This window comes from Hansschlegelia sp. KR7-227 (assembly GCF_049446035.1).
Lineage (GTDB): Bacteria > Pseudomonadota > Alphaproteobacteria > Rhizobiales > Methylopilaceae > Methylopila.
In genome coordinates, this window is sequence record NZ_JBMSEA010000001.1 from 1,111,020 (window position 1) to 1,132,518 (window position 21,499).

A 21,499-nucleotide genomic window follows, 5' to 3' on the forward strand; every position below is an offset into this window, starting at 1 on the left:
GCGCTAGCGCGCCAGAAGGCTCGTCGGCGCGGGCGGGTAGCCGAGACCGCCGCCCACGACGATCGTCTCCCACAGGAACAGGACGACCGCGAGCGCCATCAGCGAAGCCGCCACGCGCTGGACGACGCGGCCGGCGCGGGTCGCGACCGGCGCGCGCGCGAAGGCGAGGGCGGTCCAGCCGGCCGCCGCCGCGACGAGCGCGACGACGATCCAGAACGCGGTCTCGGCGTGCCCCTGCACTGACCGCGCATGCGCCATGCCGACCACCGAAAGCCCGATCAGGGCGATCGCGCACCATACGCCCGCCACGAAGGCGGCGTGGCGGACGGGGCGGCCGGCGGCGTCTCCCATTTCGGGGCTCACGCGATCGCGCGCAGGACGTCGGCGAGCTTGCCCACGAGTTCGTCGATCTCCGCCTCCGACACGATGAGGGGCGGGGACATCGCGATGGTGTCTCCGGTCGTCCGGATCATGATCCCGGCGTCGAACGCCTTCAGGAAGGCCGAGAAGGCGCGCTTCGACGGCTGTCCGGCGATCGGTTCGAGCTCGACGGCGGCGACCAGGCCGAAGGTGCGGATGTCGATCACGTTCGGCAGGCCCTTCAGCCCGTGGACCGCGTCGGCCCAGCGCGTCTCGAGGTCGGCGGCGCGCGTGAGTAGCCCTTCCTCCTGATAGACGTCGAGCGTCGCGAGACCCGCGGCGCAGGCGATCGGGTGCCCCGAATAGGTGTAGCCGTGGAACAGCTCGATCATGTGCTCCGGCCCGTGCATCATCCCCTCGTAGATCTCCGAGGACGCGAAGATCGCGGCCATCGGGATCGTGCCGTTGGTGACGCCCTTGGCGGTCGTCATGAGATCCGGGATCACGCCGAACCGATCCGACGCGAACGGCGCGCCGAGCCGCCCGAAGCCGGTGATGACCTCGTCGAAGATCAGCAGTAGGTCGTGCCTGTCGCAGATCGCGCGCAGCCGCTCGAGATAGCCCTTGGGCGGCAGCAGCACCCCCGTCGAGCCCGCCACCGGCTCGACGATGACCGCGGCGATGGTCTCCGCGCCATGCAAAGCGACCATGCGCTCGAGATCATCGGCGAGCTCGGCGCCATGCTCCGGCAAGCCGCGCGAAAACGCGTTGCGGGCGATGTCGTGGGTGTGCCGCAGATGGTCGACGGCCGGCAGGCCCGGCCCGAAGGTCTTGCGGTTCGCGACCATGCCGCCGACCGAGATGCCGCCGAACCCGACGCCGTGATAGCCGCGCTCGCGCCCGATGAACCGGATCCGCTGACCCTGGCCCCGCGCGGCGTGGTAGGCGAGCGCGATCTTCATGGCGGTGTCGACCGCCTCGGACCCCGAATTCGCGAAGAACACATGGTCGAGGCCAGGCGGCGCCATGGCGGTCAGGCGGCTTGCGAACTCGAACGCCTTGGGATGCCCGAACTGGAAGGTCGGCGCGAAATCGAGCTCGGCGACCTGGGCCTGGATCGCCTCGACGATCTTCGGCCGGCAATGGCCGGCGTTCACGCACCAGAGGCCGGCCGTGCCGTCGAGCACCTTCCGGCCGTCGGGCGTGACGTAGTGCATGTCCTTCGCGCCGGCGAGCATGCGCGGCGCGCTCTTGAACTGCCGGTTCGCCGTAAACGGCATCCAAAACGCTTCGAGATTGTTGGTCGGCGCCGGGCGCAGCGCAACGACGGAGCTCGCGGTCATGATGGTCTCGTCCCAGGTGATCGGCTGCCAACAGGGTGGGACCGCCCGGCGCCCGAGGTCAAGGCGGCGATTCGCCGACGGATTGAGGCGGAGTCCGGCCGCAACGGGGCGGGATCGAGGCGGCGCGTCTTAGCGAATCCTAAACGACGGCGGGCCGGAAACCCGGCGCGGCTCAAGGGTTCGTGGCATTCCAGCCACAGCCCGATCCAAAGCCGCGGATTACAATCGTCACAATGAGGATCGCGCTTGCGCACGGCGCCGCCACGAATATGGTCGAACTGCGACGTCGGGACGGGCTCCCGGCATCGGGGGTCGTCGGGGGTCGGCGATCAGTTCAGAAATTCGTCGCCGCCGGCTGACCGTCGAACGGTCCGGCCGACGTATCGGGGTTGGAGGAACGACATGAAATTGGTCAAGAGCCTTGCGCTCGGCTCGGCTGCCGCCTTCGTGATGATGAGCGGCGCTCAGGCTGCCGACCTGCCGGGCGCTGAGCCCGTCGAATATGTGAGGGTCTGCGACGCTTACGGCGCGGGCTTCTTCTACATTCCTGGCACCGACACCTGCCTTCAGATCGGCGGCTTCGCCCGTCTCGAACTGACTTCGGGCGAGCGCATCCGCGACGACGAGTTCGACAACCGGACCGGCTACCGCGTCCGCACCCGTCTGTGGTTCGACGCCCGCACCGACACCGAGTATGGCGCGCTCCGCACCTTCATCCGCCTGCAGTTCCAGAAGGAATCGGGCCCGCAGAGCAGCTCGAGCGGCAACGGCCTCGGCCAGTCGACCGGCCTCGACGGCGACGACTTCCTGTTCGACCAGGCCTATGTCCAGTTCGCGGGCCTGACGGCCGGCGTGACGGACTCGTTCTGGGACTTCAAGCCCTACCCGACCTTCATGAACCCGTTCATCTCGGATCGCACCCTGCCGGTCCTGGCCTATACGGCGAAGTTCGGCGACTTCTCGGCGAGCGTCTCGCTCGAAGACCGGACCTACCGCTACGGCAACAGCATCAACGGCACCCCGGCTGCGGGCCAGACGATGCCTGACGTGGTCGCCAACCTGCGCGTCAAGCAGGGCTGGGGCGAGGCGCAGCTCTCCGGCGTCGTCACCCGCATCAATCCCCGGAAGAACTACGCCGACTCGCTCGGCGGCGTCGCTCTGGGCGTCGGCGGCGACAACGAGTGGGGCTGGGGCGTGCAGGGCGGCTTCAAGCTGAACCTGCCGACCGCCAACACCTCGGACGCCAAGGGCGACTTCCTCTGGGCGTCGGCCGCCTACACCGACGGCGCCGGCCTGAACTACAACGGCGTGTTCGAGAACAACAACGGATCGGGCCGCACGCAGAGCGTCGCGGGCTTCAACCCGGGCCGCGACTACCTCCTGGTCAACGGCGAGACCGAGAAGACCCGCGCCTTCAACGCCAACCTCGGCGTGCTGCACTACTGGTCGCCCAAGTGGCGCTCGGCGCTGCAGGCCTCCTACATCAGCGTCGACTACCGCAAGGTGGACGCCGACTGGGAGACCGGCTCGCTCACGGGCAACCTGATCTGGACCCCGGTCAAGAAGCTCGATATCGGCGCCGAGGTCGTCTACATCAAGAACCTCGAGAAGGCCAAGATCGCCTACAGCGGTCCGAAGGACGACGACGCCTTCGTCGGTCGCCTCCGCGTCCAGCGCGACTTCTGATCCACTCGATCGGACTTTCACTGCGACAGCCCCGGCCACGCGCCGGGGCTGTTCTCGTTCAAGACGCCCCCCGCGACTTGCGCGTGAGGCATCAGCCGCATAAGTATACCACTTCTCTTTTCCTAGAACTGTTATAGATCTAATCCTATTGTGACCCTGTAGTTACAGACCGATTATTTGCTGCTTGTTTCCGAGTGAAGCGCTTGTCGCTCTCTTGCTCTCCAACATGCTGGCATGATCATTTGATCGAGGCTCCGGCGACGGGTCCATTCCGTCGCGCGGATGCGCGGCCATCGTCGTCGGCACGCCTTCGGACATCGGGGGAATGCGCATGAACGCCTGGCGGGGGTCGCTGATCGGACTTGGACTTGCGGCGTCGTTCGCCGCGGGCGCGCAGGCCGCGGAGCCGTCGGGCTTCTTCGGCGACCTTATGGAGCGCGAGAAGCTCACGGGCGACTGGGGCGGCGCGCGCAGCGCGCTCGAAGACAAGGGCGTGAGCGTCGAAGCCACCTTCACCGGGGACTTCTCGACCAACACGTCCGGCGGCCTTCGGAGGGACGAGGGCTTCTCGGGCCTGCTGCAGCTCGGCCTGACGCTCGACCTCGAGAAGCTCGTCGGCTGGCAGGGCGGCGAGATCTACGCCGGCGCCTATTTCATCCGCGGCCATGGGCTGACGACCCATGAGGTGGGGAATTTGCTGACCATGTCGAACATCGAGTTCGACCACTCGAACCGCTTGGCCGAGGTCTATTTCAAGCAGACGCTGCTGGACGACAAACTGACATTCAAGATCGGCCAGCTCGCCGCCGACGGCGACTTCGCGACCAGCGACACCGCTGGCCTGTTCGTGAACTCGACCTTCGGCTGGCCGGGCCTGATGGGCGTCGATCTCTACAGCGGCGGGCCGGCCTACCCCGTGCCGACGCCCGGCGTCCACGCCGCCTACACGTTCAACGACCAGTGGTCGGTCCAGGCGGGCCTCTACAACGGCGATCCGGCGGGCCGCGACGACAAGAACGATCACAACCTCGACTTCCCCGTGAACGACGGCGCCTTCGCGATCGGCGAGTTGATCTACACTCATGCGCCGGAGGGCGGGCTGCCCGGCGTCTACAAGGTCGGCGCCTGGTACAACTCGCTGCACTTCGAGGATCTGCGCCGCGCCCAGAACGGGCTGTCGCTGGCCGACCCCGGCGCCGACGATCCGCGCCGCCACGACGGCGCCTACGCGATCTACGGCGTGATCGACCAGACGGTGTGGCAGGAGACGACGGCGACGGACCTGAAGGATCCCAAGCCGGAGGCCGCCGGCCGCGCGCTCTCCGTGTTCGCTCGGGGCGTCGTCTCGCCAGAGAGTGACCGCAGCCTGATCGACTACTATTTCGACGTCGGATTTAACTTCAAGGGCCCGTTCCGCAGCCGTCCCGACGACGTCTTTGGCGTCGCTTTCGCCTACGCCCACATCTCCAAGCAGGCGCAACGCCTGGATCGGGACTCGATCCGGATCAACGGTTCAGGGACGGTGCGGTCGTCCGAGATGGTGATCGAGGCGTCCTACCAGGCCGCGGTCGCCGGCTGGCTGAAGGTGCAGCCTTTCGCGCAATATGTCGTTCGTCCGGGCGGCGGCGACCCGGATCCCGATCGCCCCAATCGCCGCATCAAGAACGCGACGATTCTGGGCGTCCGCACCATCGTAGATTTCTGACGCGAGGACGTCCCATCGGAAAGGCCCGTGACGAGCGTCGTCGCGGGCCTTCTGATTCGCAGGCGATGGAAGCGGGCAGGCGGCGGACGAACCGCGGCGTCAGGCCGACGTCACTGCCCGGCGCCGCGCGCCATGTCGCGCTCGATCAGGAGCGCCGTGCGGCCGTTCAGGCGCGTGCGATAGATCTGCGTGTTCTCCATCACCCGCTGCACATAGTTTCGCGTCTCGGTGAAGGGGATCCGCTCGACCCAGTCGACCGGGTCCACGTCCGGCTTGCGGGGGTCGCCGTAGCGTTGCACCCACTGGGTCACGCGGCTCGCGCCGGCGTTGTAGGCCGCGAACACCATGACGTAGGAGCCGTCAAAGTCTCGCGCGAGTTCGCCGAGATGGGCGGCGCCGAGCTGGGCGTTGAAGGCGGCGTCCGTCGTCAGGCGCCTGGCGTCAAAGGCGACGCCGGCGTTCTTGGCGGTGCGCGCCGCAGTGGTCGGCAGCAGCTGCAGAAGGCCGCGGGCGTTCGCGTGGCTGACGGCCTTCGGGTTGAAGGCGCTCTCCTGTCGGGCGATCGCATGCACCACCGGCGTCTCGATCGCCGGGCCGACGGGGCGGTAGCTCGGCACGCCGCTGGTGGGGTAGGCGAGGGCGTCGACGGGCAGACCGTTGTTCAGGCCGGCCTTGCCCACGACGAGCGTCGCGCGGGCGTCCTTGTAGCGTTGGGTCAACGCGCCCAGAAGCACGACCTCCCCGGGGCTCTTGAGATCGTCGGCGAGCGCCGCCACCATGGCGAGCGCCAGCTCCTTCTGATCCGCGCGGTACAGCAGATCGACCGCGCGCACGGCCAGCCGCGACCCGAAGGTGGCGCGATCGGTCGACGTCGGCGTGGGCAGCGAGCGGACCGGCAGGTCGGTCGCGCCGAGGCGGGCCCGCGCGATCTGGCCGTAATAGCTCGTGACGTGCCGAGCCGCCCGCTCATAGGCGGCCCGCGCGGCGGACCCGTCGCCCATCGCCTCGAGAGCGCGGCCCTGCCAGTAAGCGGCGCGCGACGCCGTCCCGGGGATCGTCGCCTCCTTCTGAACGGCGACGAAATGCCTGTAAGCTGTGCGGGCGTCGCCAAGCGCGCGCAGGGCGATGAAGCCGGCGAGCATGTCGGACTCGATCTTGTCGCTGTCGGAGGTCGGCTCGTCGCGCGCCAGAACCTGATAGGCGCCGCGCGCGTCGCCGATGTCGAGCAGGTCGCGCGCGACCACCCGCCGTTCGACCGACCAGGCGTCCGGATCCACCAGCGCCGCCCCGCCGCGGGGCGCCTTGGCGAGAGCCGCCGCCGCCTCCTTCGGACGTTCGGCGCGCCGCTGGAACTTTGCGACGGCGAAGAGATAGCCGGGATCGGAGCGCGCGGACGCCGGAACCGCGGCGAGCGCCGCTGCGGCGCTCGGCAGCTTGCGGATGACGGCCGCGCGCGCTTTGGCGATGGCGAGATAGCCGCCGCCGACGCGGGCAGCGGCCCGCAGCCCTGCGTCCACCTCGTCGTCCAGCAGGCGCATCTCGGCGCGGGCGCGATGATCGGCGACGGTGAAATGCGACCCAAAGGCCGAATAGGCCTGTGTCTCGAGCGCCCCGTCGAGCTCCTCCGAGCGCCAGGCCTCGCGGGCGATGGCCGCGCCGGAGCTCTTGTCGCCGGAGGCGATCAGCGCGCGCGCGAGCGCCAGCTTGCCTTCGGCCCGGGTGGGCTTGCCGTTCGCGGCGAAGAAGGCCCGCACGGTCGCCGGCGGGACCTTTTCCAGCCAGAGCGCCTCTTCGGCGCGACGGCGGACGAGGCTCTCCATCGGCCAGCCGCGGTGCGCTCTGAGGAAGGCGTCGATCTTGGCGAAACCGATCTGTCGCGACGCCAGGCGGATCGACAGGTAGTCGAGAAGCGCCACCGCGCCCGGATCGGACAGGCTCGGGCGGATCGCCTGGGCGCCGGACAGATCCCCGCGCTCCATGGCCGCGATGGCGGCTTTGATCTTCGCGACGTCCGAGGCGGAGACCTCGGCGGACGGAACCGAGCGCGAGCTGGTCGAGATCGCGCCGGTCGTCGTCATGTCGTAGGCGAGGACGATTTCGGCGGAGGCGAGGGTCTCCGCCGACGCCGCGTCCGGCTCGCTTTCGAGGGCCGACGCAGACTTCGCGACGGCGACCAGGGCGACGGCGGCGACGCCGCAACGAAGAACTCTCAACGCAGACATCGACGCTCGGCTTCGGCTCGGGGCTCCGGCGGCGAGCCGGCGCGAGGGCGGATTAGCCTCAGTTTCGCCACCGCGACTTTACGAATCGCTAACCGAGAGACCCCGACGCCGCAATGCAGCGAGGATGACGAAATGTTCAACGCGGAGGGCGCGGCGAGGCGGGGCTTCCCGTCGAGGCCGCGCGCGGCTATCAAGGTCGGCCGAACGCGGCGCCCGGCACGGGCGGCGACCCGCATTCAAGACCGGACGCCGATCGGCCGGCGCGCGACGGACGCGACAGACCATGAGCAAGCCCATCTTCCACGGCTCCAACACCGCGCTCGTCACGCCGATGCGCGAGGACGGCGCGCTTGACGAAGGGGCCTTCCGCGCGCTGGTCGACTGGCAGATCGCGGAGGGCACGCACGGGCTGGTTCCCGTGGGCACGACCGGCGAGAGCCCCACCGTGAGCCACGCCGAGCATATCGACATCGTGCGCTGGTGCGTGGAGGAGACGCGGGGCCGCGTGCCCGTCATCGCCGGCGCCGGTTCAAACTCCACCGCGGAAGCGATCGGTCTCGCCAAGCACGCGGAGAACGTCGGCGCCGACGGGCTGCTCGTCGTCACGCCCTATTACAACAAGCCCACGCAAGGCGGACTTTACGCGCATTACCGCGCGATCGCCGAAGCGACGGCGCTGCCGATCATCATCTACAACATTCCAGGCCGCTCCGTGGTCGACATGTCCGTCGACACGATGGCCCGGCTCTACGAGATCGAAAACATCGTCGGCGTGAAGGACGCGACCGCCAACGTCGCGCGCGTCAGCGCGCAGCGCGCCAAGATGGGCCCCGACTTCATCCAACTGTCCGGCGAGGACGCGACGGCGCTCGGCTTCATGGCGCATGGCGGGCACGGCTGCATCTCGGTCGCCTCCAACGTCGCGCCGGGACCCTGCGCCGCCTTCCAGGAGGCGTGCCTGAAGGGCGACTACGCGGCGGCGCTGGCCTATCAGGACCGGCTGTTCCCGCTGCATGTCGACCTGTTCTGCGAAACCAATCCGGGCCCCGCGAAGGTCGCGCTCGCCATGCTCGGCCGTTGCGGCGAGGCGATGCGTCTTCCCATGGTGCCCTGCACGGACGAGACCCGCGCCAAGGTGCGGGCGGCGCTGGTCCATGCCGGCATCGTCCAGGCCGAAGCCGAGCCCGCTCAGATCCGCGCCGTCGGGCGCGCCTGAACCGAAAAAGACTGTCCCTCCCCATGAACGCCAAGGCGCCGAACCCGCGATTCAAGATCGTCGCCGACAACCGCAAGGCGCGCCACAATTACGAGATCGGCGAAGCGATCGAAGCCGGGATCGCGCTCGTCGGCACCGAGGTGAAGTCGCTGCGCCAGGGCAAGGCCACGATCGGTGAGTCCTACGCCAGCGAATACGGTGGCGAGTTCTACCTCTACAACGCCTACATCCCGGAATATCTGCAGGCGAACCGGTTCAACCACGAGACCAAGCGTCCGCGGAAGCTGCTGCTGCACAAGGCGCAGATCAACAAGCTGACGGGCGCGATCACCCGCGAGGGGATGACGGTGGTTCCGCTCAAGCTCTATTTCGACGACCGCGGCCGCGCCAAGGTCGAGATCGCGCTGGCGCGCGGCAAGAAGCTCCACGACAAGCGCGAAGCCGACAAGGCGAAGACCTGGAACCGCGACAAGGCTCGCATCATGCGGGACCGAGGATAGCTTGAAAATATCTTGAACTTAAGAAAAAAGCCCCTATCTTTCGATGGCGGGTGACGCTCCCTCGCGCGTTTTGGACAGGAGCGTGGAGATGGGCCCATGAAATTGACTAATATGAGCTTTGAAGGCTCCCCCGAGGAATTCCGCGCGGTGAGCCACCTCTTCGGAGACCCCTCCGGGCAAATGGTCTTTCGGGATAACTCAGATATAACTCGAAGCCAAGCCAACGGCGATGCCCAGGTTCGGGGGCCTATCCCCGAAGCTGCAGCTAAAGAAGCTCTGACTCGTCTGCCAGTGTCCGCAAGCCAGAGAGGCCTGTTCGATCTACTTCTCAGCGTGGGGCGTAAAGGCGCGCTTTGGAGCGAAGTGAGTGACAAGTTAAAGCTTACGAAATCTCAGCTGGCGGGTGTTCGTGGTGCACTTGGTCGACGAGTCGCCAATACATCTGGATGGCCGAAAGGGCGTGATCTTCTGGACTGGGAGTGGGATGCAGATCATAGCGAGTGGCGGTACATGTTTCCGCCAGAAGTCGCCTCGGCGTGGACCAAGGTCCGGTAACGCAATCTGAGTGGCGGTGGCTAGAAAGAGGTTCAGTCACCGTCACTCACTGCTCTTGCTCGCTAGGCGATCCCAAACGCGCGCGAACACCGCCTCGAACATCGCCGTCGTCAGCACGCGCGTGTTGGTGTTGTAGCGGGAGCAGTGATAGCTGTCGAAGAGCGTCACAGAGCCAAGCCCGTGCTCCGCGCCATGAGCGAACGGCGCCGCCTTCAGCTTTACGCCGAGCGTCCGACACACGCTCTCATGCGCGATGCGGCCGAGCGCGACGACGACGCCGTCTTCAGGCAAAGCTTCAAGTTCGCTCGATAAGTAGACGCGACAGGTCGCGATTTCCGCCGGCTCCGGCTTGTTCTGCGGCGGCACGCAGCGCACCGCGTTGACGATGCGCGCGCCCGTCAGCTCTAGGCCGTCATCGGGACGGGCTGCGTAAACGCCGCTGGCGAAACCGAACTTCAGAAGAGTCGCATAAAGGAGGTCGCCGGCGTAGTCGCCGGTGAACGGTCGGCCGGTGCGATTGGCGCCTTGGAGGCCCGGAGCCAGGCCGACGATCAGAAGTCGCGCGCCGAGCGGCCCGAAAGCCGGAACCGGAGCGTTGTGCCATTCGGGTCGGCGCACGCGCTGTTCTTCCCGGAACGCAACCAGGCGTGGGCATGCGGGACAGTCGTGCGGCGGCGTGGCGGGCTGCCGTAGAGGCGCGTCAGTCATCTGCTAAACAATCGATCATCGAATACTGGCCTTATGATCTCGCGGCAGAGACGTCGGCGGCGTCCGAGATGAAAAACGACGGATGGTCCCGCCGTTCGGGCGGTGATAACTTTATCGATGAGCTCCCGGACAGATGAAGGGGTTGTCGCATGCGCAAAGCAGCCTTCGCGATCGGCCTCGCAATCGCCGCCGTAGCCGCGTTTTCGGCCCTCGGCGCGATCCCGGCGAGCGCCGACGGTTTCGCGGAAAGCTTCGACAGTTTCGACGATTATTGGGAGTACAAGCGGTTCGAGGCTGGGATCCGGGCGAACGAGGATCTCGGCGACCTCTCGACCGAGGACGGCGCCTTCGGTCCGAACGCGGCAGGCGCCATGGCCGCCGCGGCCGCTCCGGTCGTCGCCCTGACGTCGGAGACCGTCGCGCTCGTCAATTACGGGGCGACGGTCGAGGACCAGGAACCCACCGTCGACGGCCGGATGCGCAAGACCGTCTGGATGGGCTTCGCGCGGTCGAAGCCGGCGCGGATCGTGCTCCACACCTTCGGCTCCCGGATCGATACAGCGCTCGCGCTCTACCAGGGCGACCGTCTCACCGGCCTCAGGCGCGTCGCCTTCAACGACGACAAGCCGGTCGCGGGCTTTGGCCGCAAGCAGAGCCTGATCCAGTTCGACGCGCCCGCGGCGGCCCGGGACTACCGCCTGCAGATCGGCAGCCCCTCCGGCGAGGAGGACGATGTGTTTCTCACGGGGAACGTGTTTCCGCCCGGCGGCGGTCTCTCGGCGTTCCTTGCGCGCTACAACGGCCACGCCTTCTTCAACGGAGCGTTCGTCTGCGTCGCCCCGGGAGCCTGTTCGCCCGGCGTGACGGAGCCGACTTTCATCCTGCACAACAGCATGGCCTCTCCCGTCACGGTGACGTCGTCCAGCACGCTCGGACCGGGCGTGAGGGCGCCGAGGCCGATCGTTCTCGCGCCGGGCGCGACGGCCGCCGCGAAATTCAGCTTCACGGCCGGGTTCGACGCGACGACGGTCCGCACGATCTCCGGACGCTTCCTGTTCTCCGGCCGGGTCGGCGGCAAGCTCGCGACGACCGCAAGTCACGCCGCCCTGATCGTCGTGAAGTCGGCGTTCGCCGGCGTGGAGCCGGTGGAGGTGAAGGTCGACGCCCAGACGCGCGCCGGGCCGGTCGGCGAGCTGAGGGCGTTCGACGTCGATATGCGCAATGTGGCCGGCGTGACGGTTCGCGGGTGTCACGCCCGGGGCGCCGTCTACCAACCGCTCGACGTGCTGTGGAACAGGATCAATCCCGACACCGGCGCCTTGATCGGGCCCGCCAACCAGCCATTCGCCATCGCCCCGGGCAAGTCGGCGCGGGTGCGCGTCGCCGTCCGGCCGAGACAGCCGTCGCTCGCCGACCCCACTTTCGACGGCGACGTGCTCGTCGACTGCGCCAATGCGCGGGAGCCCGATCTCGATCAGAGCAACCATTTCGGCGTGACCGCGCGCGCACGGGCGGCGCCGGCGGACGTCCTGGCGCGCACCGTCGCCCCGGTCACGGGCGTTGTGGTCACGCCCGCCGGTCGAACAGCCGCGTTCCGCGTCACGGCCAAGAACGTCGGCGCGACGGCCCGGCTGGTCGCGAGGCCGGTCTATATCCGCCCCTTCGACGACGCTCCGGGCGCTCTGTTCGCCGCGACGGTCTGCGAGACGGACGCGCGCGGCGCCTGTCTGCGCGCGGCTGCCGCCTCGACCGCTTATGTCGGGACGAAGAACGCGCTGAAGCATTTCAAGGTGTTCGTGCGCGGGCCGACCGCCCCGCCGGCCTTCGATCCCTCGCAACGACGCATCTTCCTGATGTTCGAGCAGGCGCTGGGCGCAGGGCGCCCCGGCGACATGATCGTCGGCGCAGAGAGCGTGGCCGTACGCGCTCGCTGAGGGGCGGACCTCCGCGCCCAGCGGCTCAGGGCTCCGGGGTGGTGTCGATCGCGGCCTGGCGGCGAGCCTCGCGCGCGATCCGCTCCGCGGGGTCGCGGCCGATCTTGGACGACAGGTCGGCGAGATCAAGGAAGTGGTCGGCGCGGCGGCGCAGGTCGTCCGCGATCATGGCGGGCTGGGTCGTGACGGTGGAGACGACCGTCACCCGGACGCCGCGGCGCTGCATGGCGGCGACCAGGGGGGTGAAGTCGCCGTCGCCCGAAAACAGCACCATGTGGTCGATCTTGTCGGCCATGTCGAGCGCGTCGATCGCGAGCTCGATGTCGAGATTGCCCTTCACCTTCCGCCGCCCCTGGCTGTCGGTGAACTCCTTCGTCGGCTTGGTGACGACGGTGTAACCGTTGTAGTCGAGCCAGTCGATCAATGGCCGAATCGTCGAGACCTCGAGGTCTTCGGCGAGAGCCGTGTAGTAATAGGCGCGGATAAGATAGCCGCGACCCTGGAAGTCGCGCAGCAGGCGGCGGAAATCGATGTCGAAGCCGACGCCCCGGGCGGTGGCGTAGAGATTGGCGCCGTCAATGAACAGGCCGAGTCGTTCGTCCGAATAAAACATGTCTCAAATATCTTTCGTCGCGTTGGGACTGCGGCAACGACGGCTGCAACAGCCAAGCGCGGACCGCATCGCGCGGTCCTTGCCACGAGAACGGCCTCGCGGTAAAGACCGCGGCTAACTCCACAGCCCGTCACCCGAAGAAGCGGAGGCCCCATGGCCCGCGTCACCGTCGAGGATTGCATCGACAAAGTCGAGAACCGGTTCGAGCTCGTGCTGCTCGCCGGCCATCGCGCACGCTTGATTTCGTCCGGCCAGCCGCTGACGATCGACCGTGACAACGACAAGAATCCCGTCGTCGCGTTGCGCGAGATCGCCGACGAGGCGGTTTCCCCGGACGATCTCAAAGAAGACCTCATCCACTCGCTTCAGAAGTATGTCGAGGTCGACGAGCCCGAGGCGGAAGCCGTTCCCGCGCTCGCAGGAACGGCCGGCGCGCCCGAGGACGACGGCAGCGTCGCCTTCGACCGCATGACGGAAGAGGATCTGCTGCGGGGCCTCGAAGGTCTCGTTCCGCCGGCGGAGACCGACGACGAGGACTGACCCTCAGCCCCTCCTTCCGACCGTGAATGACAGCGCCGCCGCGGCATGCCGCGCGCGGCGTTTCGTCGTTTCGGTCCCCCATCGTTGTGCGTCGCGTCGAAGCCGACAATATCTAGCGACGAAGCGCGGCGCCGCCGCGCAAGTCCGTGCGGCGTTCGCTTCATGATGCGGCAATACGAGCTCGTCGAACGCGTCAAGGCGTACAATCCGAACGCCGACGAGGCGCTGCTCAACCGCGCCTATGTCTACGCCATGAAGGCGCACGGCACGCAGACACGGGCCTCGGGCGACCCCTATTTCTCCCATCCGCTCGAGGTCGCGGCGATCCTGACGGATCTGAGGCTCGACGACGCCACCATCGCGGCGGCGCTCCTGCACGACACGATCGAGGACACCGACGCCACGCGCGACGAGATCGACGCGCTGTTCGGGCCGCAGATCGGCAGGCTGGTCGAAGGTCTCACCAAGCTCAAGAAGCTCGACCTCGTCACGAAGGAAGCGGCCCAGGCCGAGAATCTGCGCCGGCTCCTTCTCGCCATCGCGGACGACGTCCGCGTTCTGCTGGTCAAGCTCGCCGACCGCCTCCACAACGTCCGCACCCTGCATTTCGTGCCGGCGTCGAAGCGTGCGCGGATCGCGCAGGAGACGCTTGACCTGTACGCGCCGCTGGCGGCGCGCATGGGCATGCAGGCGATGCGCGAGGAGCTCGAGGACATCTGCTTCAAGACGCTGTTTCCCGACGCGTATGACACCATCGTCGGGCGGCTGAACCGTCTGGCCGAGCGCAACGCGGCCTCGATCCAGGAAATCCAATCGGCGTTCGAGGAACGGTTCGCGGCCGCCAAGATCGAGGCCCAGATCACGGGTCGGGCGAAGCGACCCTATTCGATCTGGCGCAAGATGGAGCGCAAATCCGTCGCCTTCGAGCAGCTGTCGGACATCTTCGCGTTCCGGGTGAACGTCGCGGACGTGCCGAACTGCTACCGTGCGCTCGGCGTTCTCCACACGGGCTGGCCGACCGTTCCGGGGCGCTTCAAGGACTACATCTCGACGCCGAAGGAGAACGACTACCGCTCGATCCACACCACGATCGTCGGTCCGGACCATCAGCGCGTCGAGCTCCAGATCCGCACCGAGGCGATGCACCGTTTCGCCGAATACGGCATCGCGGCGCATGCGCTCTACAAGGACGGGCTGGGCGGCGACCGCGAGGGCCTCACGCGGGAGAGCCGCGCCTATGGATGGCTCAGGCGCACGGTCGAGCTACTCGCGGAAGGCGACAACCCCGAGGAGTTTCTCGAGCACACCAAGCTCGAGCTGTTCTCCGACCAGGTGTTCTGCTTCACCCCCAAGGGGCGGCTGATCGCGCTGCCGCGGGGCGCGACCCCGATCGACTTCGCCTACGCCGTCCACACCAGCGTCGGCAACGGCTGCGTCGGCGCCAAGGTCAACGGGCGCACCGAATCCCTCGTGAAGGCGCTGAGCAACGGCGACGAGGTCGAGATCATCCGCTCCGACGCCCAGACGCCGCCCGCCGCCTGGGAGGCCGTGGTGGTCACCGGCAAGGCTCGCGCCGCGATCCGCCGCGCGACCCGCTCGGCCGTGCGCGCGCAATATGCGGGCCTCGGTCGCCAGATCGTGCAGCGCGCCTTCGAGCGCGCGGGCAAGACCTTCGCCGAGGAGCGGCTTCGGGCCTCGCTCCATCGGCTGGCGCGCACCTCGGTCGAGGACGTGCTCGCCGCCGTGGGCCGGGGCGAGATGCATTCGATCGACGTGGTCCGTTCGGTCTACCCCGAGGTGCGGGACGAGCGGCCCCAGACGTCCCAGGGGATGGCGGCGCCGGCGAGCGGCTGGTTCGGTCTGGAGCGCGCCGCTTCGCTGCGCTTCAAGGCTCCCGGCGGGGAGCCAGCGGACGGCGAACGCCCTTCGATCCCGATCCGGGGATTGCGCGGCGATCTGCCGGTCAGGTTCGCGCCGGACGGCGGCGCGGTGCCGGGCGACCGCATCGTGGGCATCCTGGACCCGGGGCAGGGGATCACGATCTACCCCATCCAGTCGCCGGCCCTGAAGGACTTCGACGACCAGCCGGAACGGTGGCTCGACGTGAGGTGGGACGTGGATCTCGCGAAGCGCGAGCGGTTCCCTGTCCGCATCACCGTGACGTCGCTGAACGAGCCCGGCTCGCTCGCGACCATCGCGAACATCATCTATGCCTATGAGGCGAACATCGACGACGTGCACATGGTCTCGCGGTCGCCGGACTTCCACGACATCCTGTTCGACCTCGGCGTCTTCGACGCCAAGCATCTCGGGGCCATCATCGGCGATCTGAGGCAGGCCCCGGTGGTCAGCAACGTGGAGCGGGTGAACGGCTGACGCCGCTCCCCTCCGATATCGAAGGGCCGTCATGACGGAACATGTCAGACTGGGGGTCAACGTCGACCACGTCGCGACGGTGCGCAACGCCCGCGACGGCGACAGCCCCGACCCCGCGCGCATCGCCCGGCTCGCGATCGAGGCCGGGGCCGACGGCGTCACCGCCCATCTGCGCGAAGATCGCCGACACATCCGGGACGCCGACGTCGAGCGGCTGATGGCGCTCGGCGCGCCGCTCAATTTCGAGATGGCGGCGACCCCGGAGATGCTCGCGATCGCGCTCAGGGCGAAGCCTCACGCCGCATGCCTCGTGCCGGAGAAGCGCGAGGAGCGGACGACCGAAGGCGGCCTCGACGTCGTGGGCCAGAAGGGGCTCGTCGCGCCGGTGGTCAAGGAGTTGGTCGCGGCCGGAATCCGCGTGTCGCTGTTCGTCGAGCCCGACGCCGAGGCGCTCGACCAGGCCGAACTGATGGGCGCGCCCGTGGTCGAGCTGCACACCGGCTCCTGGTGCGAGGCGATCGCGACGGGCGAGGGCGCACGCGCCGAACGCGAGTTCAAGCGCCTCGCCGATGCGGCCGCCTACGCGGCGAAGCTCGGCCTCGAAGTTCACGCAGGCCACGGCCTCGATTACGCCAGCGCCGAGACGATCGCGGGCCTCCCCGCCGTCGCGGAGCTAAACATCGGTCATTTCCTGGTCGGCGAGGCGCTCGCCATCGGCTTCCCCGAGGCCGTCCGGACGATGAAGGCCGCGATCGCGCGCGGCCGGCGGAGGGCCGCGGCATGATCCTCGGCCTCGGCAACGACCTCTGCGACATCCGACGGATCGAACGGACGCTCGACCGGTTCGGCGAGCGGTTCCTCGATCGGGTGTTCACCGACGTGGAGAGGAGGCGCGCTTTCGCCAAAGGCGCTCCGGCCGCAACGCTTGCCAAGCGTTTCGCGGCCAAGGAAGCCTGCGCCAAGGCGCTCGGAACCGGTTTCCGCAACGGCACGTTCTGGCGCGACATGGGCGTGACCAACCTCGCCTCGGGGCGCCCGACGATGATTTTGACGGGCGGCGCCAAGGCGCATCTCGATCGCATGACCCCGGACGGCTACGAAGCGCGCATCGACGTCACGCTCACCGACGAGGCGCCGCTCGCTTCGGCGGTCGTCATCATCAGCGCAGCCCCCCGGTCGTGACGCTCCTCGCTCGTGGGGCGCTCGATCCCGGCCCGTTGATTGCCACTGACCTCAGCGGCGGTTATCACCGCGTCGCGTCGCCCTGCGGCGCGGGAACCCGAACGGAATCGGCATGAGCGCAACCGCTGACAAGAAACAGGACGCCGAGGGCGGCTTCGGCGAGATGCTGAAGATCTGCGCGCAGGCGCTGCTCATCGCCGTCGTGATCCGCACGCTGATCTTCCAGCCCTTCAACATTCCGTCGGGCTCGATGGAGGACACGCTGCTCGTCGGCGACTACCTCTTCGTCAGCAAATACGCCTATGGCTACAGCCATCACTCGCTGCCGTTCAGCCCCCAGATCTTCTCCGGCCGCATCCTCGAAGGCGAGCCCACCCGCGGCGACGTCGCCGTGTTCAAAGTGTGGGTGCCGAAGGACGGCTGGACCGACTACATCAAGCGCGTGATCGGCTTGCCGGGCGACAAGATCCAGATGATCGACGGCGTGCTCCACATCAACGGGAAGGCCGTCCCCAAGGTCCGGCTTCCCAACGACTACATCGAAGGAGAAGGCGGCGCGACGCGGCGGATTCCGCGCTTCCGCGAAACGCTCGACAACGGCCGCTCCTACGAAGTGCTCGACATGGACCCGAACGGGTTCCTCGACAACACGCCGGTCTACGAGGTCCCGCCCGGACATTACTTCATGATGGGCGACAACCGGGACAACTCGACCGACAGCCGCGTGCAGTCCGCCGTCGGCTTCATCCCGGCCGAAAACCTCGTCGGGCGGGCCGAGATGATCTTCTTCTCGGTGGAGCGCGAGGAGCACGCCTGGGCGTTCTGGAAGTGGCCATGGACCGTGCGCTGGTCGCGCATCGGCACGTTGCTCGAGTGAGACGGCGCGCGCCCGCGACCGGCGAGCTCGAAGCGCGGCTCGGCCACCATTTCGCGGACGCGGCGCTGCTTCAGCGCGCTCTCACGCATATCAGCGCGGCCACCGGCGCCGAAGGTCGGCTCGGGAGCTACCAGCGGCTGGAGTTCCTCGGCGATCGGGTGCTGGGCCTCGCGGTGTCCTGCATGCTGATCGAGACGTTTCCCAAAGCCGACGAGGGCGAGCTGTCGCGCCGCCTCGCCGAGCTCGTGCGGGCCGAGGCCTGCGCCGAGGTCGCGCTCGCCATGGATCTCGGTCCCCACATCCGGCTCGGTGCGGGCGAGGCGAGCTCGGGCGGCCGCAAGAAGGCGGCGATCCTCGCCGACGTCTGCGAAGCGGTGGTCGGGGCCGTGCATCTCGACGCCGGTTACGCCGCCGCCGCCGGCGTGATCGACCGGTTCTGGCGGCCTCGCATGCTTGAACCGGTGCGTCCGCTGCGCGACGCCAAGACCGAGCTGCAGGAATGGGCCCAGGGGCGCGGGCTCGCCACGCCCGTCTATCGCGAGGTCGCGCGGTCGGGGCCCGACCACAGTCCGCGATTCCGCGTCTCCGTATTCGTCGAAGGCTGCGGCGAGCGCGAGGGCGACGGGCGCTCCAAACGCGCGGCCGAGCAGTCCGCGGCCGAGATCATGCTGGCCGAGGTCGGCGCCCTAACGGAGGCCCAGCATGGCTGAAGACGCACTTATGCCGGGCCCTGAGGCCGGAGCCGACACGCGCTGCGGCTTCGTGGCGCTCGTCGGCGCGCCCAACGCCGGCAAGTCGACGCTCGTCAACGCGCTGGTCGGCGCCAAGGTCTCGATCGTCAGCCACAAGGTGCAGACGACCCGCGCTTTGATCCGCGGCCTCGTCATCGAGGGCGACGCCCAGCTCGTCTTCGTCGACACGCCCGGCATCTTCGCGCCGAAGCGTCGGCTCGACCGCGCCATGGTGACGACCGCCTGGGGCGGCGCCGCGGACGCGGACGTGATCGCGCTGCTGATCGACGCCCGCAAGGGGCTGGACGAGGGCAATCTCGCGATTCTGGACAAGCTCGCCGAAGCGCCGCGGCGCAAGGTCCTCATTCTGAACAAGATCGACATGATCCGTCGCGACGCGCTGCTCGCCCTCGCGCAGGACGCCGCCGCCCGGGTGAACTTCGACCGCGTGTTCATGATCTCCGCTCTGACCGGCGATGGCGTCGCCGACCTCGCGCCGTATCTCGCCGGGCACATGCCGAAGAGCCCATGGCTCTACCCAGCCGACGACATCTCCGACGTGCCGCTGCGCTCGCTCGCGGCCGAGATCACGCGCGAGAAGCTGTTTGCGCGGCTGCACGACGAACTGCCCTACGAATCGACCGTCGAGACCGAGAAGTGGGAGACGCGGCCCGACGGTTCGGTGCGCGTCGAGCAGACGATCTATGTCGAGCGCGAGACCCAGAAGCGCATCGTCATCGGCAAGGGCGGCCAGACCGTGAAGGCGATTTCGAGCGAAGCGCGCAAGGAGATCGGCGAGATCGCGGAGACCACGGTGCACCTCTTCCTGTTCGTGAAGGTGCGGGAGAACTGGGCGGACGATCCCGAACGCTACCGCGAGATGGGCCTGGAATTCCCGCGCGGCTGAGGTCGTCGCCAGCGCCGCCGTCGGACCGCTGACGCGCTGGAGCCGCACCTGACGGAATAACGGCGATCTCGCGCGCGACGCCTTGATATCGCGCCAATCGTCGGTGAAATCTCGTCATTCTTCTCTGAGGCTTCGGCGCTCGGACGACGCTCGCGCAAAAAGACGCGGGCGCCGCGCAGCCGCACCGGGTGCTCAAGCGGGCGGGCATGGACAATATCGGCGTCGTCAACGCGATCCTGCTGTTCGGCGCCGCGCTGATGCTGGTCGGCATTCTATCGTCCCTGGTCGCGTCCCGGTTCGGCGCGCCGCTGCTGCTCGTCTTCCTCGTGATCGGCATGCTGACCGGCCAGGACGGTCCCGGCGGCGTCGCTTTCAGCAATTACGGCCTGACCTATCTCATCGGCTCGATCGCGCTCGCCATCATCCTGTTCGACGGCGGATTGAGAACGCGCATCTCGCATCTGTCCGGAGCGCTCGCGCCGGCCGTGACGCTGGCGACGCTCGGCGTGGTGATCACGACCGGACTGATCGGCGTCTTCGCAGCCTGGGTTCTGAATCTCAGCTGGCTCGAAGGGTTCCTGGTGGGCGCGATGATCGCGTCGACCGACGCCGCGGCGGTGTTCTTCCTGATTCGCGCCAGCGGCCTCCAGCTGCAGCGTCGCGTCGGCGCCGTGATCGAGATCGAGTCCAGCACCAACGATCCGGTCGCGGTGTTTCTGACGGTGATGCTGGTCGGTCTGATCTCCGCGCCCGGCGACAGCGCGGGGCTGCCGATCGTCGGCCATTTCCTGCAGGAGGCGATGATCGGCGCCGCGGCCGGCGTCGCCGGCGGCTTCGCACTCGCCTTCGTGCTGAACCGGGTCGATCTTCCCTCAGGCCTGCACCCGCTGTTCGTGATCGCCGGCGCCGTCGCGCTCTATGCGCTCGCGGCCGTGCTGCACGGCTCGGGCTTTCTCGCGGTTTATCTCGCGGGGATCATCGTCGGGAACCGCCCGGTTCGGGCGCTGCCGAGCATCATCGCCTTCCACGACACCGTGACCTGGCTCTGCCAGATCGTGATGTTCATGGTGCTCGGGCTGCTCGTCACGCCGTCCAACATCCTGCCGTCGCTGCCGGCGGCGCTCGCGATCGCGGTCGTGCTGATCTTCGTAGCGCGTCCTGCGGCGATCGCGCTCTGTCTCGCGCCGTTCGGCTTTTCGGCGAAGGAAATCGGTTTCGTCGGCTGGGTCGGGCTGCGCGGCGCGGTGTCGATCTTTCTCGCGGCGATCCCGACATTGGCGGGCGCGCCCCACGCCGAGATTTACTTCAACGTCGCTTTCGTCGTGGTGATCGTGTCCCTCCTCGTGCAGGGCTGGACGGTCGCGCCGCTGGCGCGGCGCCTCCGGCTCGCCGTGCGCCAGACGTCCCGCGCGGTTCACCGGGTCGAGATCGATCTTCCCGGACAGCTCTCGCAGGAGATGGTCGGCTACGCCGTCACGCCGAAATGCCCGATCCTGGCGCGGGATTCGATTCCGAAATGGGCGCGCCCGGTGATGGTGGTGCGCGACACCCGCATCCTCGACCCCCTCGAAGCGGGCTCCCTCAAGGCCGGCGATTACGGCTACTTTCTCGCGGCTCCGGAGCGCGTCGCCGAACTCGACGGCCTGTTCGCGTCGACCGAGGCCGGTCGGGCCCGCCCGGCTCTTGGCGAATTCCCGCTTCGCGGCGACGCGGCGCTCGCGATGCTGGCCGAGCTCTACGGTCTCCATGTGGCCGCCGAGGAACGCGGGTTGACGGTCGCCGACATCTTCGCGAACCGCTACGAAAACGAGCCGGCGGTGGGCGACGCGCTGGAGTTCGGGCCCGCGACCCTCGTGGTGCGCGGCGTCGACGAGGGCAGGGTGGTCCGCGCCGCCTTGCGCCTTGAGGACGAGGGCGAGCCTACGGTCTCGCTCACGCCCGACGCGGGAGAGGACACGCGACCGCCGCCGGGCCTGTTCGAGCGCTTCCGCGCCGTCGTCCGCAGCGCGCTGGAACGGGCGGCGTAAACGGTTCGGAAACCATG

Annotated in this window: 18 protein-coding genes; 13 read left to right on the forward strand and 5 right to left on the reverse strand. The window is 68.2% G+C overall.

The features are described from left to right. Window positions 1–3: 3 nt before the first annotated feature. On the reverse strand, window positions 4–351 hold the full coding sequence (locus ACO2RJ_RS05260; RefSeq protein WP_423266924.1) for a hypothetical protein: 348 nt from the start codon (window positions 349–351) through the stop codon (window positions 4–6). Between the two features lie 8 nt (window positions 352–359). Further along, window positions 360–1,703, reverse strand: a complete 1,344-nt coding sequence (locus ACO2RJ_RS05265) for an aspartate aminotransferase family protein (protein WP_423266925.1) — start codon at window positions 1,701–1,703, stop codon at window positions 360–362. 402 nt (window positions 1,704–2,105) lie between these two features. Between ACO2RJ_RS05265 and ACO2RJ_RS05270 the strand changes: the two genes are divergently transcribed. Next, on the forward strand, window positions 2,106–3,389 hold the full coding sequence (locus tag ACO2RJ_RS05270) for a porin (protein ID WP_423266926.1): 1,284 nt from the start codon (window positions 2,106–2,108) through the stop codon (window positions 3,387–3,389). 331 nt (window positions 3,390–3,720) lie between these two features. Continuing rightward, entirely contained in the window at window positions 3,721–5,094 is a 1,374-nt protein-coding gene (locus ACO2RJ_RS05275) for a carbohydrate porin (RefSeq protein ID WP_423266927.1), read from the forward strand. A 110-nt stretch (window positions 5,095–5,204) separates the two neighbouring features. Here the strand turns inward: ACO2RJ_RS05275 and ACO2RJ_RS05280 are convergent, their stop codons facing one another. Further along, window positions 5,205–7,307: a lytic transglycosylase domain-containing protein gene (locus ACO2RJ_RS05280; protein ID WP_423266929.1), complete on the reverse strand. Its 2,103-nt coding sequence runs from the start codon at window positions 7,305–7,307 to the stop codon at window positions 5,205–5,207. A gap of 292 nt (window positions 7,308–7,599) precedes the next feature. Between ACO2RJ_RS05280 and dapA the strand changes: the two genes are divergently transcribed. Then, window positions 7,600–8,532: a 4-hydroxy-tetrahydrodipicolinate synthase gene (dapA, locus tag ACO2RJ_RS05285; protein WP_423266930.1), complete on the forward strand. Its 933-nt coding sequence runs from the start codon at window positions 7,600–7,602 to the stop codon at window positions 8,530–8,532. A 23-nt stretch (window positions 8,533–8,555) separates the two neighbouring features. Continuing rightward, window positions 8,556–9,032 (forward strand): SsrA-binding protein SmpB, encoded by a 477-nt coding sequence (smpB, locus tag ACO2RJ_RS05290; RefSeq protein WP_423266931.1) that lies wholly within the window; start codon window positions 8,556–8,558, stop codon window positions 9,030–9,032. 597 nt (window positions 9,033–9,629) lie between these two features. On the opposite strand, the gene ACO2RJ_RS05295 is transcribed toward smpB, so the two are convergent. Continuing rightward, on the reverse strand, window positions 9,630–10,295 hold the full coding sequence (locus ACO2RJ_RS05295) for a uracil-DNA glycosylase (RefSeq protein WP_423266932.1): 666 nt from the start codon (window positions 10,293–10,295) through the stop codon (window positions 9,630–9,632). Window positions 10,296–10,444: 149 nt separating this feature from the next. On the opposite strand from ACO2RJ_RS05295, the gene ACO2RJ_RS05300 reads away from it, so the two are divergent. Then, window positions 10,445–12,229, forward strand: a complete 1,785-nt coding sequence (locus ACO2RJ_RS05300) for a hypothetical protein (protein WP_423266933.1) — start codon at window positions 10,445–10,447, stop codon at window positions 12,227–12,229. Window positions 12,230–12,254: 25 nt separating this feature from the next. On the opposite strand, the gene ACO2RJ_RS05305 is transcribed toward ACO2RJ_RS05300, so the two are convergent. Beyond that, window positions 12,255–12,842, reverse strand: a complete 588-nt coding sequence (locus tag ACO2RJ_RS05305; protein WP_423266934.1) for an NYN domain-containing protein — start codon at window positions 12,840–12,842, stop codon at window positions 12,255–12,257. Window positions 12,843–12,995: 153 nt separating this feature from the next. Between ACO2RJ_RS05305 and rpoZ the strand changes: the two genes are divergently transcribed. The 8 genes from rpoZ (at window position 12,996) to ACO2RJ_RS05345 (ending at window position 21,482) form a co-directional block, all read left to right on the forward strand. After that, the gene (gene rpoZ / locus ACO2RJ_RS05310; protein WP_423266935.1) at window positions 12,996–13,382 is read left to right on the forward strand and encodes a DNA-directed RNA polymerase subunit omega; all 387 of its coding nucleotides are present in this window, start codon (window positions 12,996–12,998) and stop codon (window positions 13,380–13,382) included. Between the two features lie 162 nt (window positions 13,383–13,544). Next, window positions 13,545–15,758, forward strand: a complete 2,214-nt coding sequence (locus tag ACO2RJ_RS05315; protein ID WP_423266937.1) for a RelA/SpoT family protein — start codon at window positions 13,545–13,547, stop codon at window positions 15,756–15,758. Window positions 15,759–15,789: 31 nt separating this feature from the next. Next, window positions 15,790–16,542, forward strand: coding sequence for a pyridoxine 5'-phosphate synthase (locus tag ACO2RJ_RS05320; RefSeq protein ID WP_423266939.1), 753 nt, complete (start codon window positions 15,790–15,792; stop codon window positions 16,540–16,542). Further along, window positions 16,539–16,940: a holo-ACP synthase gene (gene acpS / locus ACO2RJ_RS05325; protein ID WP_423266941.1), complete on the forward strand. Its 402-nt coding sequence runs from the start codon at window positions 16,539–16,541 to the stop codon at window positions 16,938–16,940. The genes ACO2RJ_RS05320 and acpS overlap by 4 nt, the downstream gene beginning before the upstream one ends. Before the next feature lie 112 nt (window positions 16,941–17,052). Continuing rightward, window positions 17,053–17,817, forward strand: coding sequence for a signal peptidase I (gene lepB / locus ACO2RJ_RS05330; protein ID WP_423266942.1), 765 nt, complete (start codon window positions 17,053–17,055; stop codon window positions 17,815–17,817). After that, window positions 17,814–18,527 carry a ribonuclease III gene (gene rnc, locus ACO2RJ_RS05335; RefSeq protein ID WP_423266944.1) on the forward strand — a complete coding sequence of 238 codons (714 nt, stop codon included), beginning with the start codon at window positions 17,814–17,816 and terminating at the stop codon, window positions 18,525–18,527. Before lepB ends, rnc begins: the two co-directional genes overlap by 4 nt. Next, window positions 18,520–19,455, forward strand: a complete 936-nt coding sequence (gene era, locus ACO2RJ_RS05340) for a GTPase Era (protein WP_423266946.1) — start codon at window positions 18,520–18,522, stop codon at window positions 19,453–19,455. Before rnc ends, era begins: the two co-directional genes overlap by 8 nt. A 206-nt stretch (window positions 19,456–19,661) precedes the next feature. Next, a complete protein-coding gene (locus ACO2RJ_RS05345; RefSeq protein ID WP_423266947.1) occupies window positions 19,662–21,482 on the forward strand; it encodes a potassium/proton antiporter in 1,821 nt (606 codons plus the stop codon). The last annotated feature ends 17 nt before the right edge of the window (window positions 21,483–21,499 follow it).